The organism is Mycoplasmopsis sturni DSM 22021, assembly GCF_000701485.1.
GTDB lineage: Bacteria > Bacillota_I > Bacilli_A > Mycoplasmatales > Metamycoplasmataceae > Mycoplasmopsis > Mycoplasmopsis sturni.
On sequence record NZ_JNIZ01000003.1, the window covers coordinates 82,775 to 97,619 of the forward strand.

At 31.4% G+C, this 14,845-nt stretch carries 11 protein-coding genes and 2 tRNA genes; 1 reads left to right on the forward strand and 12 read right to left on the reverse strand.

What is annotated here, in order from left to right:
- The first annotated feature begins 35 nt into the window (after nt 1-35).
- Nucleotides 36-923 carry a MurR/RpiR family transcriptional regulator gene (locus Q349_RS00475; protein WP_051616712.1) on the forward strand — a complete coding sequence of 296 codons (888 nt, stop codon included), beginning with the start codon at nt 36-38 and terminating at the stop codon, nt 921-923.
- Here the strand turns inward: Q349_RS00475 and Q349_RS00480 are convergent.
- The 12 genes from Q349_RS00480 to Q349_RS00535 all read right to left on the reverse strand — a co-directional run bounded on the left by Q349_RS00480 (nt 920) and on the right by Q349_RS00535 (nt 14,794).
- Complete coding sequence (locus Q349_RS00480; protein ID WP_036463728.1) at nt 920-1,732, reverse strand: class I SAM-dependent methyltransferase; 813 nt, start codon at nt 1,730-1,732, stop codon at nt 920-922. The two genes, Q349_RS00475 and Q349_RS00480, sit on opposite strands and share 4 nt — an antisense overlap.
- Nucleotides 1,695-2,777, reverse strand: a complete 1,083-nt coding sequence (locus Q349_RS00485; RefSeq protein WP_036463730.1) for a zinc-binding metallopeptidase family protein — start codon at nt 2,775-2,777, stop codon at nt 1,695-1,697. The genes Q349_RS00480 and Q349_RS00485 overlap by 38 nt, the downstream gene beginning before the upstream one ends.
- Before the next feature lie 57 nt (nt 2,778-2,834).
- Nucleotides 2,835-2,918, reverse strand: a tRNA-Leu gene (locus Q349_RS00490).
- A 98-nt stretch (nt 2,919-3,016) separates the two neighbouring features.
- Nucleotides 3,017-3,514, reverse strand: a complete 498-nt coding sequence (locus tag Q349_RS00495) for a dUTP diphosphatase (RefSeq protein WP_036463732.1) — start codon at nt 3,512-3,514, stop codon at nt 3,017-3,019.
- A gap of 62 nt (nt 3,515-3,576) precedes the next feature.
- The gene (locus tag Q349_RS00500; RefSeq protein WP_036463735.1) at nt 3,577-7,974 is read right to left on the reverse strand and encodes a DNA-directed RNA polymerase subunit beta'; all 4,398 of its coding nucleotides are present in this window, start codon (nt 7,972-7,974) and stop codon (nt 3,577-3,579) included.
- Entirely contained in the window at nt 7,967-11,569 is a 3,603-nt protein-coding gene (rpoB, locus tag Q349_RS00505; protein WP_036463738.1) for a DNA-directed RNA polymerase subunit beta, read from the reverse strand. Before rpoB ends, Q349_RS00500 begins: the two co-directional genes overlap by 8 nt.
- Before the next feature lie 169 nt (nt 11,570-11,738).
- Nucleotides 11,739-12,743, reverse strand: a complete 1,005-nt coding sequence (locus Q349_RS00510; RefSeq protein WP_036463740.1) for an NAD(P)H-dependent glycerol-3-phosphate dehydrogenase — start codon at nt 12,741-12,743, stop codon at nt 11,739-11,741.
- Nucleotides 12,744-12,807: 64 nt separating this feature from the next.
- A tRNA-Trp gene (locus Q349_RS00515) sits at nt 12,808-12,882 on the reverse strand.
- An 18-nt stretch (nt 12,883-12,900) separates the two neighbouring features.
- Nucleotides 12,901-13,128: an acyl carrier protein gene (locus tag Q349_RS00520; protein WP_084270831.1), complete on the reverse strand. Its 228-nt coding sequence runs from the start codon at nt 13,126-13,128 to the stop codon at nt 12,901-12,903.
- Between the two features lie 23 nt (nt 13,129-13,151).
- Nucleotides 13,152-13,553, reverse strand: coding sequence for an MHO_1590 family protein (locus Q349_RS00525; RefSeq protein WP_036463743.1), 402 nt, complete (start codon nt 13,551-13,553; stop codon nt 13,152-13,154).
- The gene (locus Q349_RS00530) at nt 13,522-14,571 is read right to left on the reverse strand and encodes an MHO_1580 family protein (RefSeq protein ID WP_036463745.1); all 1,050 of its coding nucleotides are present in this window, start codon (nt 14,569-14,571) and stop codon (nt 13,522-13,524) included. Before Q349_RS00530 ends, Q349_RS00525 begins: the two co-directional genes overlap by 32 nt.
- On the reverse strand, nt 14,558-14,794 hold the full coding sequence (locus tag Q349_RS00535; protein ID WP_036463748.1) for a hypothetical protein: 237 nt from the start codon (nt 14,792-14,794) through the stop codon (nt 14,558-14,560). The genes Q349_RS00530 and Q349_RS00535 overlap by 14 nt, the downstream gene beginning before the upstream one ends.
- Nucleotides 14,795-14,845 lie beyond the last annotated feature (51 nt).

The window sequence follows — 14,845 nt, forward strand, 5'->3', positions numbered from 1 at the left end:
AAATGTGAAAATTTTTCATACAAAAAGGGATTTAAATGACAAAACAAAAAATTCACAAACCTTTATTAGAAAATATTTCCGGTCTTTCAAACAGGGATTACATTATTTTAGACTATATAAATCAATTTAAAGGCGAATCATTTAACGTCGGAATTCAAGAACTCTCTGATCATACAAAAGTATCCATTTCAACAATTTCACGTTTTGCTAAAAAATATAAATGCAATTCCTATAAAGACTTAATTATTTTAGTAAACAAAAATTTGCAATACTTCAAAGATAAATATCCAATTTCTACAAATCAATTCAATAACATCGATACAATTGTCGCTGGAAATAAATTTGTCGTAGACAACATATACACACAACAAAGTACTTGAAATATTGAAAAAGCAGCTAAATTAATCATTAATTCCAAAGCTGTTTTAGTACAAGGTTCCGGTAGTTCAAAAAGAATGGCCGAAACTTTAGTTTCAAATTTGCTAAAAATTTCCAAAAATGTAATTGCCCATAATGACTTTCACGTCTTTTTGCCGGTTTTATCAAACGCTAATCACGAAGATTGTTTTATTTTGTTTTCTGAAAACTTGAATAATCCGGAAGCGCGTTTTACAATTAATCAATGCCGCAAAAACAATGTGCCAATGATTATTATCACCTCAGTAAAACACTCAATTTTATTTAACAAAAACGATATTATCATCAGCTATGAAAAAATCTTTTCAAGCAACATTAATATCCCTTTATCATCAAAATTATCTCAGCTTTTAATTGCTGACTTACTTTTTGAATTAATTTTGATGCAAGATAGTCACCTTAGAGAAAAATTAGAACAAGCTATAAAACTCATTGACGACTGGAAAGAATTATATCAACATATTGATCATAGTGAATGCCAGAAAGAAGGCATAGAAAAACGCTAGAATTTTTCTAGCGTTTTTTCAATTGCATAATAATAAGCATTATCACTAAAACGTAGAGCTTCTTCGCTTTCGTTAGACGCAAGAACATCACGAGTTATGGCATAAGTAGGTTGAGGTAAATTTGCTTCTTGGACCAACTTAAAAATATCATCTTTATTATAAAAACACAAAATCCCTTGCCCTTTGCCCATAGAATAAACAATGTCTTCATTGCGAAAATTATAAGGATTGTCTTGACTTAGTTTTTTTGCGTTTTCTGCAATATAGGCTTGTTTTTGAGAATTATTATTAACCTCATCAGCGGTGAAAATTAATCATCCTTGAGGATTTAATTGCGCAAAAGCTTTTTGGAGTGTTTTTATTTTATTATCATGTCCAGGAATACACATGAGTGTATTAAAAGAAAAGAAGATTAAATCATATTTTTGTTCTTCAGTAAAGTTATACTTGGTAATATCGCAACAATATAATTTAACTTGATCATAAACCTGCTTGAATTTATCCATCTTTAAAAATTGATAAATTAAGTCAATAGAATTTGAACTAATGTCAAATCCATCAATTTGAGAGTTTGGATGCTCAAGTGCTCAATTTAAAATAAAGCGACCTGTACCACAACCAATATCTGCAACTTTAAGGTCTTTTAAATTCTTAAAACACTTAGAAATAATTGCTCGTTCTGCTTGCAAAAGACCTACATTTAAGGTTGCATCACCATAATGCATTAATGATTCTGCCGAATCATAGCTTGATGCAAATAATTGCGTTATTTTATTTATATGAAAGTTCTTCGTGTTTTGCTTTGTCATATGACTTAATAAATTCAACCATTAAATCAATAGTAGCTTGAATATCAACAAGCGAAGCTACACCAATTGGACTATGTAAATATCTTTGAGGAATTGAAATCGATACTGTTTTAGTTCCTCCAACTCCGTATTGAAGAACACTAGCATCTGTTCCGCCGCCCATTGCTACATACTTATAAGCTGGAATGTTATGAGTTTTTGAAAGTTCCATTAACATTTTTAAAATAAAAGGGTCAGATAAAGTTCCGCCATCTTTTACAAGTAAGTTGACTCCTTTACCAAGACATGGAACCGCTTTGATTGCTCCGGTTGTATCGTGTGAAGCTCCGGTATCAACCGCAAAAGCTACATCTGGATTAATTAAACTCACTGAGGTTTTTGCTCCTCTAAGACCAACTTCTTCTTGAACGGTTCCAACAATATATAAATCGCAACCTAATTCTAAGTCTTTAACGGCATTTGCGATAAATTCAATAGAAACAACACCAGCACGGTTATCCATAGCTTTTCCACCAACAAGGTTATTTTCTAATTCAACTGTTTCTCCTGAAATGTAAATTCTATCTCCAACATCAAGACCTTGATCAAGGGCTTCTTGTTTACTCATAAAACCACAATCAACAAAAAGTTCTTTTTCAGTCATTGCTTGTTTTACTTTTTCATTTTCTAAAATATGAATTGAAGTGTGTCCAAAAACTCCGGTGAATTTTTTGCCATTTGAATTAACAACTACCGTTGCTTTAGTTCCAATCACTGCACTTGGTCATACACCACCAACTGTTGAAACAAGTAAGTTACCATTATCTTCAATGCTTCTAACAATATAACCTACTTCGTCCATATGAGCAGCTAACATGACTTTTGGGGCGTTAGCTTGTTTTGATTTTTTAAAGAAAATAACTGACCCAAAACGATCACGTGAAACTTCAAAACCTTGAATTGACTTTTTAAGCTCTTCAACCACTGGTTCTTCATAACGAGACATTGCTTCAATGCCCATGTAAGTATTGAGTCTGTCAAATAATTTTTCGTATTTTTTATCCATAGCTTATCTCCTAAAATAAAAACGCATATAGATGCGTTGGTGTTTTTTAAAAACATATGGTGCCCAAGACAGGACTTGAACCTGCACGGATTTCTCCAGCGGATTTTGAGTCCGCAGCGTCTACCATTTCACCACTTGGGCATATTAGATAATTAATATTAATATAATTATACTAATTTTTATAAAACTCAAAAGTTATCCTAAAGATAAAAACAAATTTAACAACAGAAAAACTAGTTTTAATAATTATTTTCAATTCTTTGGTAGTTTTTTTGGTTTTTGATTAAATATCATTGCAATAATTCTTCATATGTAAACCCAAGCAATTCAAAAATGCCAATTGCAAGTTCAAAGGTTTCTAAAATAGTTTGAGCATTAATTTCTTTCATAACATTACCGATACTAATAAATAATGCTTGAAATTGTATATTTAAATCATCTGAAACGATTTTAGAATTAATTTCTGGATCCAAATTATGCTTGTTTGAAAAAGACACTAAAAAATGAATTAGATCAGCAAATTCTTCTAATACCTTATCTCTATCAATTTGCTTATTTTGTTTTCAATATTTAAAACTTTGCACTTCATTAGCAAATTCGCTTGCTTCAACCATAAGTGCGATTGTTCCACTTCTGTTTAATTCTTCTTGGGTGAGATTTTTGTCTAATTTAATTGATTTTTCATAAATTTTTTGGTCCAGATCTTTTTGAAGGTTAAAAATTTTGCTCAAGTTCATGATATGATTATAAACTTTTTTAGAAAAATAAAAATACTTCGCTTAATGCGAAGTATTTATTATTATTCTTCAATTCCGTAGTTGTAATCAAAGTCATTTTCGTCTTGTTCGTCTGAAACGAGTTCAAGAGTTTCATAGATATTAATATCATTGAACTCTTGTTCTACATCATAAGCAATTTTGTTTGAAGAATCTTCAAGTGGTTCTTCAAGTTTTCCGGCAAAGTAACTTCTTGGATCACGAATATCATATTTTGATTTAGGTTCAAAATTAGAGTTAGTTCCGGCTGGAATTTTGTATCCTAAAATAATGTTTTCTTTAAGTCCTTCTAAGTTATCCACACGGTTTGAGATTGATGCATTAACAAGAATTTTAGCTGTTTCTTGATATGAAGCAGCAGCAAGGAACGAGTCACTAAGAAGCGGCGTTTGTTTTGCTCCTTTGATTTTAACCTCACCAAAAGCAGGTTTTTTACCTTCTGAAATTAAACGTCCGTTTTCTCTTTGGTAGACAAAGACATCAACTAAACTTCCTGTGAAGAAGTTTGAATCTCCTGGGTCAGTAATAACAATTTTTGAAAGCATTTGACGGATAATAATTTCGATATATTTATCCGAAATGGTAATCCCTTGTAGACGATAAAGTCTTTGAACTTCTTTTAATAAGTAGTTTTGTACAGCTCTAGTATCTGCTGTTTCAAGAAGTTGATTAATGATAATTGGACCTTCAACAAGTTTGTCCCCAGGTTTAACTTTATCACCAACTTTGACTCTGAGTTTTTGAGCAACTTTGACCGGATGGGTTTCAGTTCTCACTTCGCCTCTTGCTCCAGTGGTTTGCACATCAATTAAAATAGTATCATTGCTTATTGCTCCATTGCTATCTTTAGCAGGCGCAATGTTAGTTACAACTCCATATACTTTTGAAATAACAGCTGGACGACCTCAAGGCATATCATAAGCATCGATAAGCTCAATAAGACGACCAAATCCACCTGTAATATCCTCAACTCCGGCAACCCCTCCGGTATGGAATGTACGCATGGTAAGCTGTGTACCAGGTTCTCCAATTGATTGAGCGGCAACAACTCCGACAGCTTCTCCAATACTTACAATTCTATTGGTTGCAAGATCTTTACCATAACATCTTTTACATACACCATTTCTTGTATGACATGATAATACCGAACGGATTTCAACTTCTTCTTTTTTATGAACATTAACAATTTCTTCGGCTAAAGCAGGTGTAATTAAAGTATTTTCAGCAACAATAATTTCACCATTTGCATCTAAAATTGGACGATTAGTAAATCTTCCTTCAATTCTTTCTTGAAGTGATTCAATAATAGTATCTGTTTTTGTATCTTTAATATCTTTAACAACAAATCCAAAGTCACTTCCACAGTCTTCTTCACGTACAACAATTCCTTGTGCAACATCAACTAAACGACGAGTTAAGTATCCTGATTTAGCAGTGTTAAGCGCAGTATCAGTAAGCCCTTTACGAGCCCCGTGAGTTGATGAATAAAACTCATAAGCTGTAAGACCATCAAGGAATGAAGATTTAACAGGAATTTCAACAGTACTACGAACCACACGATCGTTTTCTGCATCGGCTTTAAGAATTTTGGTGTTGTTATTCATAAGTCCACGCATACCAGCTAACTGTGTAAAGTTAGATGAATTCCCACGAGCCCCAGAAGTAAACATCATAAATAATGGGTTATTGATATCTGACTTAGTAACTTCTTTAAGGTCTTTTTCTATGGCATCTTTAACTTTAGTTCATTTTTGAATGGTTAAGTTATAACGCTCATCATCGGTTAAGTATCCATTAGCAAAGAATTGTTGAAGTTTTTCGACATACTCTTCACCTTCTTTGATTTTTTCTGCAGTAGTAGGTAAAGTGGTAATGTCATTCATTGAAATAGTAGTTCCTGAAATAGTTGAGAATTTAAATCCTAAATCTTTGATGTTGTCTAAAATTGAAGCCAAGTAGTTTGAATATCTAAATCACACAACATTAAGTAATTCGGTGAATTGAACAATAGTTCATTCATAATTTTCTCTTCCATTGCTATATTTATGATCAATGTTTTGGAATTCTTCAATTAAAAAGCGTTCAATTAAAGCAGCATGTGTTGGAGCAATATCTTCACCTTTGTAATCTTTTAATGAAGCACACTCATCAAATTTGTTTTTGTAATTGTGGCGATTAATTGTATTAATAATTCCAGCAATATCTTCCATTGTTACGATAGCAACATATTTTTCGTATACTTTTCTGATAATTTTAGCAATATCTTTTTTTGTTAAAGCGATATTAACTGGCATTTTAGCGATTTCTTCTCTAAAGTTTTGTCCATATTGTAAGGTGTAATTTTCAACATCACGTTCTGAAGTATGGATTTTTTCTGTTTCCTTAACTTTTTCTTCACCATTGACAAATTCAACGGTTGTAGTTACTCTTTTACCAAAGATAAATTCGAAATCACTTGGGAAAGCTCTATTTAAAATAAATTTACCAACGGTTGATACAAGATAAGGTGAGTTTGTTGAATTAGTAATAGAAGTTTTTTGAATCTCGTTAGTTGGTAAAACAACTCTTGTATGTAAAGTGATGAATCCTCTTTCGTAAGCATCAAGCATGTCATCAAAAGTTGCGTAGTAATTACCTTCACCTTGTGCATTTGCCTTTTCAATAGTTAAATAATAAAGTCCAAGAATCATATCTTGAGAAGGGTTAATAATTGGTTCCCCATCTTTTGGTCCAAGAATATTTTTTGAAGCAAGCATTAATTCTTGTGCTTCTCTAACCGCAGCATCTGAAATTGGTACGTGAACAGCCATTTGGTCCCCGTCAAAGTCGGCGTTAAAGGCTGTTGTTACTAATGGGTGTAGCTTAATTGCTTTTCCACGAATTAAGACCGGTTGGAAAGCTTGAATCGAAAGACGGTGCAATGTAGGAGCACGGTTTAAAAGAACCGGTCTTCCTTGAATTGCTTTTTCAACATATGGTCAAATGACTGGATTTAAGCTTTCAACCATCTTCTTAGCGGCTTTAACGTTTTTAACGTTTTCTTCAGATTTAATAATTTCTTTAATAATTCAAGGCTCAAATAATTTTGCGGCCATATCACGAGGGATTCCAACTTCATGCATTTTTAAAGTCGGCCCTACAACAATAACACTACGACCTGAGTAATCAACACGTTTTCCAAGAAGGTTTTGTCTAAAACGACCTTTTTTCCCTGTTAAAGCATCTGAAATAGATTTTAAAGGGTGTCCATCTTTTGAAGAAACAGGTGTTGGTTTTTTTCTTGAGTTATCAATTAAAGCATCAACAGCTTCTTGAATCATACGGTACTCATTTTGCTTAATCAACATAGGAGCATCCGATTCATTTCACTTAGCTAAACGATTATTTCTAATGATGATTCTACGGTAAAGTTCGTTAATATCACTAGTTGAGTGTCTTCCCCCATCCAATTGAACAAGTGGACGTAAATCTGCTGGAATAACCGGTAAGTTATAAATTAACATATCGGTTGGTTTTTGTCCTGATTTAATAAATGAATTAATGATGTTAAGACGTTTATAAAGTTTTGAACGGTCTTGAACGTTAGTGCTATTAAGTTCATCAATAGCATTAATTGCATCAATTTTCTCTTGAACAAGAGCCGCCTCAGCTTCAAGATCGATATTTTTAAGTAAATACTCTATCGCTTGTGAACCGGTTCCGATTTTTGCATTAGAAAATTCATGAATGACATCATTATATTCGTAGAAGTCAATTCCGTAATCTTTACCCATTTTACTTGAAGCGTAAGTTCTAAGTTCTTCAAGTGAAGTAGTAATATCTTCATATTCATCAGTTCCAGGTTCATACATTCCCTGAAGTTCAATTAATGCCTCTTCATAGATAGTTGCGGCATCATTAATATTAATAATAGTATTTTTCTTAAGTGATTTTAAATCACCACTTTCAAGAACAATGTGTGATTTATAGTAAATTAAGTTTTCTAAATCACCTTTAGTCACTGACATTGAAGAGTCATGAACTCTTAATCCAAGTAACTTAGCAATAATTGAGTGGTCAATCTTGAAAAATCAAAAGTGCACTACTGGGTTGTGCAATTTAATGTGACCCATTCTTGTTCTACGAGTAATTTTTGGCAGAATTTTAGGTTGATGTTTTTCACAAGCTGGAGTTTTAGTACAGATTGTGTTTTCATCACTTTTTTTGTATTTTGTTCCACAAATTGGACATTTATAGTCAGTTACAGGTCCGAAAATTAATTCATCAAAAAGTCCGTCTTTTTCTGGTTTATATGACTTATAGTTGATAGTTTCTGGTTTAGTAACTTCCCCTTCTGATCAACTTAAAATATCTTCATTGGTTGCTAATGAAAGGGTAATTTTATTAAGTCTGTTTTCTATTTTCTTAGAAATATTATTCATAACTTTCGGCACCTCCATCTAGATATTGGTTGATTTCATCTTCATCTTGGATTGAACGTTCTTGAAGTTCAAGCTTCATACCAAGACCTTTAAGTTCATTACTTAAAACATTAAATGATTCAGGAATTCCAGGACTTGGAATTTCTTTATTATTTGATACTAATGCACTATAAAGGGCATTTCTTCCGGTAATATCGTCAGATTTGTATGTAAGGATTTCTTGAAGCACATTAGTTGCCCCGTAAGATTCAATCGCTCATGTTTCCATTTCCCCGAATCTTTGTCCCCCATTTTGAGATTTCCCTCCAAGTGGTTGTTGGGTAATCAATGAGTATGGACCAACACTACGTGCGTGCATTTTGTCATCAACCATGTGGTTAAGTTTAAGCATATACATCACACCAACTGAAATTGGTTTATCAAATTTACGACCGGTAATTGGATCGATTAAGGTTTGTTTTCCGCTCTTATCAAGTCCTGCTTCAACTAAAGCATCTTCGATATCGTTTTTCTTAACCCCATCAAAACTAGGAGTTACAAATTTAACACCAAGTTGACGTGCAGCCATTCCAAGGTGAAGCTCAAGAACTTGACCAATGTTCATACGTGAAGGAACCCCTTGTGGGTTAAGCATAATATCAAGTGGTGTACCATCTTCAAGATATGGCATATCTTCTTCCGGAAGAACAATTGAGATAACCCCTTTGTTTCCGTGACGACCAGCCATCTTGTCACCTACTTTTATTTTACGTTTTTGAGCAATTGACACTTTAACAATTTTATCAATTCCATCTTCAAGCATGTCACCTTTATCACGCGAAAGAATTTCTACGTGAATAACAGTTCCGTTGTGCCCATTTTTAACTTTTAACGAAGTATCTTTAATGTTTTGTGGACGTTGTTGAAGAATTGCTAAAAGAAGTTTTTCTTCTTGGGTAGGGTTTTCTTCACCTTTTGGAGAAATTCTACCAACAAGAACATCCCCGGCAACAACTTCAGAACCAACACGTACAATTCCACGATCATCTAAGTGTCTAATTGAGTGTTTAGAAACGTTTGGAATTTTATCTCTAGTTAACTCATCTTCTCCTGCTTTTGATGATCTAAATTGAATAGTTTGCTCTTCAATATGAATTGATGTAAAGACGTCATCTTTAACAAGACGCTCATTAATAATAACGGCATCCTCAAAGTTATATCCGTTTCATGTGGTAAATCCTACAAGAACGTTTTTACCAAGAGCCATCTCTCCATCTTTAAAACTTGAACCATCAACTAAAAGGTCGCCTTTAGCAACTTCTTGACCAACTTCAACAATAGGTTTTTGTTGAATAATTGTTCCTTGGTTTGAACGTTCAAAGTTTCTTAAGAAGTATTTATCAGTTACTCCTTTTTCATTTTTAATATGGATTCTTCCACCATCAACAAAAGTAACAACTCCTGCATGTTTAGCTGTTAAATTGTATGAAGAGTATTTAGCAATGTCTGCCTCAATTCCTGTTGCGACAAATGGAGCTTCAGCTTGTAAAAGAGGAACCGCTTGACGTTGCATGTTAGAACCCATAAGTGCACGGTTAGCATCATCATTTTCAAGGAAAGGAATTGCAGCAGCAGCTACCGAAACAATTTGCTTAGACGAAACCTCGATAAAGTCAACATCTTTTGGTGTTCCAATAATATAGTTATAGTCTTTTCTAATTGTTAAAGTAGGCGAAACAATGTTATTGCTTTCATCGACTCTAACTGATGATTGAGCAAAAGAATATCCAATTTCTTCAGCAGCTGTTAAATAAACAACTTCGTCATAATGAACTTTTCCATCAATAACTTTAAAGTAAGGAGTTTGTAAAAATCCTAGTTCGTTTACTTTGGCAAAAGTTGCATAGTTTAAGATAAGTCCAATGTTTGGCCCCTCAGGAGTTTCAATAGGACAAATTCTTCCATAGTGAGTTGAGTGAACGTCACGAACTTCAAACTGCGCGGTATCACGGTTAAGTCCCCCAGGCCCAAGAGATGTAACACGACGTTTGTTAGATACCTCAGAAAGAGGATTAATTTGATCCATAAATTGCGAAAGTTTTGAAAGGTTAAAGAATGTCTTCATTTGGTTAGTAAGTAACTTATTGTTAGTTACATTTTTTGCAGTTACTTTACTTGGTTCTTTAGCTCCCATTCTTTCACGAGTGGTTTTTTCAAGTTTTGAAAGAGCAATTGACATTTGTCCTTCAAGAAGTTCACCAACACTAACAATACGTTTGTTAGTAAGTGAATCTGGATCATCATCTTGTCCAATTCCATCAATTAAGTTGAAGTAATAGTTAACTACAGCAACAATATCCGAAATTAATAAGTGTTGTTCTGTTGATCTTGGGTCATTACCAATAACCAAAACAGGTTGGTTTTCTTTTTCTTGCATTCATTTTTTGTTTGGATAAACTTTAATTTTAGCTACTTTAGCACGCTTTGAAAGATTTTTGTTATTTTGAATTAATTTATGATAAACATGCTCAACATTAATTCCTGGAATTGATTCAAGCGCAATAGTACCTTGCTTAAATCCGTTTGCAATTTCTTTTGCAATGTTGATATTAATGAATGTGTATTTTGGATAAAGTAATTCTCCTGCTTTGTTTTTTAAATCTTGAGCAAGATAAGTATTTGTAATTCTATCTATTACTGAAAGTTTGTTATTTAATGTAAAACGTCCAGTTACTGAAAGATTGTAACGTTTTTTGTCAAAAAGAATTCCTGGTAAAAGGCTTTTCTTAGATTCATCAGAAATACGATCACCTTTTCTTAAGACTCTAAATAATTCTTCTTGACATAAATCGATAATTTCGTCATGTGATAATTCTTCATTTGTAATGAATTTATCTTTTCTTAAAGTTTCTTCAAGTAATTCTGAGTTACCAAAAAGTTTCTTAATATCTTCTTTTGTAAATCCAAATGATCCTAGGAAGGTTCCAAGGTTTACGTTTTTATTTTTATCAATTTTCACTTTTACAGTATCAAGTGTTGAAGAAGTTGTTTTGTGCGAGATTTCGATTCATGACCCAATTCTAGGAAGTACTTCTACTTTGTTGAAAAGGTCATCAGATTGTTTGTTACGTACGTTAATCCCAAAGTATGCACCTGGTGAACGAATTAACTGAGAAACGATAACTTTTTCAGAACCGTTAATAATAAAACTTCCTCCAGAAGTCATATATGGAATTTCTCCAATTAAAACTTCGTCAGCTTTAACTTCCCCTGTTTCGGTAATTTCTCTTTTTAAAGTAGCATATACTTTAACAGAGAAGTTAATTCCTTTAGCTTTACATTTTTTTATCTCTTCACTTTCTGAAGTAGACTTTTTAAAAGGTAATTCTAAACGAACTGTTCCACGAACAAAATCAAGAGATACTTGTTTATTGGCTGCTTCAATAGGATAGATTTCAAGAAGTTGCTCTTGAATTCTTTTAGTAATGAAATGCATAAAACTTTCTTTACTTGTTGATAGGATATCTTCAACTGGTAAAGATTTTTTAGTTACAGAGTAGTCTCTACGTTCAGTTTTAGGTCCGAACTTACGAATTTTGTAGTTTTGTTGACTCATAACTCTCCTTTTTTATAATAACTTCTATTACTTTTATATATAAAGTAGTATTAATTTTAGCAAAAAGATTAAAAATCGCTAGTTTTTTTTAAAATAATGAGAAAAATTTTTTAAAAATTTTCAAAAAAAATAAAAAAAATAAGGAAATGTTTCCTTATGTGCTTTTTCACTAGCTTTGTTTTTTTAAAAAATCCGTTAGTTCTAAAGGATTTTTTTGCCCTAAAAGAACTTGAATAACACTTTCAAAAAGAGGGATATCTTTAATCTTATTTTTTTCTAAAATTTTTGCTAAGGTCTTAGCTGTAGAAAGACCTTCAACGGTCTTATTTTCTTTTTGAATTGCAAGTTCAAGTCCGTATTCAGCTACCGCAAGCCCAAATGAAAAGTTTCTAGATTGTGTCGAAGAACAAGTTAAAAAAATGTCACCAATCCCTACTAATTCATAACCAATTAATAAATCTTTTGGTCTATTAATTTGTTCATGAATTTTTAAAATCTCTTTAATACCTAAAGAAATAAAAGCTGACTCTGCATTTTTTCCTGGAAATTGAAAAGAAATAATTCCGGCTGCAATTGCTAAAACATTTTTTAAAGCAGCAAATAATTCGCCGCCTTGCTCATCTTCTAAAGGAACTAATTTAAAATATGAATTATTAAACATTTCTATTAATTCATCTGAATATTTTTTACTTGAGGCAAAAACATTAATTAAAGTTAGTGACTCATTAAAAACTTCCGTAGCATAAGATGGACCAGTAAATGTCGCAAACTCTTTAATGTGATTACCCATTTTACGTTTAATTAAATTAGATAAAAATTCACCACTATCATCATCAAAACCTTTTGAGACATTAATAACGCTTACTTTTTTGTAATTTAAAGCTTTATTTATTTCTTTAATTACTGAACGAATTGCAATTGAAGGAATTGCAAATACTATTATTTTTGTATCTTTGAGAGCTTCTTCAAGATTATTTGTCGCACGAATATTTTTGGTAATTGTAAATTGTCGATTACCAAAATATTTGCGGTTATATCCTGAATTGATATCATTAATTTCATTTTGATCAATTCCAAACATAACTACAGAATAATTATTATGTGATAAAACATTAGCCAGCGCACTTGCTCATGCTCCTGTGCCAATGAAAGTTATTTTTTTCTCTTTTTTCATGGTCTATATTATAAACTTTTTGCATCGCAAAAAGCAAAACTATATCAAAAAAGGCATAAAAAAATGGCAGGAGTAGCAGGATTCGAACCCACAACACACGGGGTTGAAGCCCGTTGTTCTACCGTTGAACTATACTCCTAAGCCTTTTTATTATACATTAATTTTTAGAATTCTCGATTAATAAAATGACATCTCTTACAGTTTTTACGTCATTTAGTTTGTTATCATCGATAGTAACTTCAAAAGTTTCTTCTGCATCAATAATTAATTCTGCAAAATCTAATGAATCTATCCCTAAATCAGAAATTAATGTTTCTTCATCAAATGATTTTTTAGTATACCCTTTAAGTTCTTTAAAAATAGTTTCTTTAATATCTTTTTTCATAGCATAATTATAAACTTTTTATGTTATCTTAACTCAAATTTATAACCCTTCTGATAAACTTTTTTATCCAAACCATAAACCTTAATATAAACATTCATGAGACGATCACTGATGATATCTCAATCAACTTCAATTTTGTCACTTGGTATCTTTAATCTTTGAGAGAGATCTTTAGTCAAAAGATAAATGACTTCTTGGTCAAGCTTTAAAAAACCATTTTTATCCTTTAAATACTCTTCAAAATAACTTTCTGAAATGTCGGGAAAAATGGTTGTATTTTCTTGAGTTCAATCCTTAGTTGATATTTCTTTTTTGCTAGAATTTCAGTGTATATTTTTAACAAAATACCCTACTGTAGACAAAATACCAAGACCTAAAATTGGAATAACTATTTTAAGGATTCATTTCGTCTTTTTTAGTTGCATAAATAACCATAGAGGCAAAGTTATTAATTTTGCTTTGCAGCGATAAATCAAATATTTTAGATAGATCTAAAACTAATTTAGCATTAAAAGATTGATAAAATGGAATTTCTGTTATTTTTAATTTTCTTATTTTTCGTAGATTAAAGTTTTCATTAACCGAAAGCTTAAATTCTTTGACAAAATTAAGTTTAAAATCGTCAAAACTTAGTGAAATAGTTTCATCTAAAACACCACTAAAAAGAGGAGGCAAAATTAATTCCTTTCGAGAATTATCTGAATTAGATAATTCAATCTTCTCATCTAATACTAAGATATCATGATTAAAAATTAAGTCATAAAAATTTTCTTTACCTGGTGTTTTATTCACTAATAAACGCAATGGTTTGTTCAAAAATTGACTAAGCTCTAACTGCGCTTCTTCTAATATCGGATAAAAAACCTCTTCTCCTTCATTATTTTCTAAATCACTATAAAGAATAAATTCTCCTAGCTTAGAAATGCCTTTGTTGTTAGATAATTCATTTAACCTAATTTTTATATTGAAAAAGGATTTGATGCTCTCAATTTTGTTGGATAGCAAGATGAATTCATATATTTGTGGAACTTTAACAATTGCTTGGTCATTCAATACTTTAAAATTTTTTTGTGCTTTTTTAAAGGTATCAAAACGAAGGATCATTTGACCTTGAATAATTTCATTACTATCATAAAAAATTAAATTAATGTTTTTAATTTTGCTATATTCTAAGTTAATATCTTTAAATTCGAGCTTAAAGTAATTTAAGTGCCTGTCAATTTTTTCAATGACGATTTTATCATTAATAAGAAGTGAAACCGATCACCTTTTGTTTGCTAAATTAGAGCTAAAATATAAATTAAAGTACCCATTACTAAAAAGTTTTTCAATGCTAAAATGAACCTTAAAATTAGCAGGTAAATTCTTATTTAATCATTTTGTGTCTATTTGAGAATTATCCAAATAGTAAATACTACTTTGATAGTAATTATGAATAATCATCTAATGAAGAAAAAATCCATTCTGAATTATTGCTAATTATCTTAATTTCATTAGTCTTTTGTAACTTATCTTCTTTATTTGTGCAATTCTTCTTTTTAGATGCTTCTTGTTGATATTTTTTAACTCAAAAGTTGCATTCGTATTGTAGTGCTTGATTTTGTAGTTTTAAATAATCTATGAGATTGAGTAAATATTCCTCTTTTTTGTTATCTTTACTTTTCATGCCTTCCTCTCATATAAGTTATAAAATTTTTAAGCAAAGGTGCACAATTTT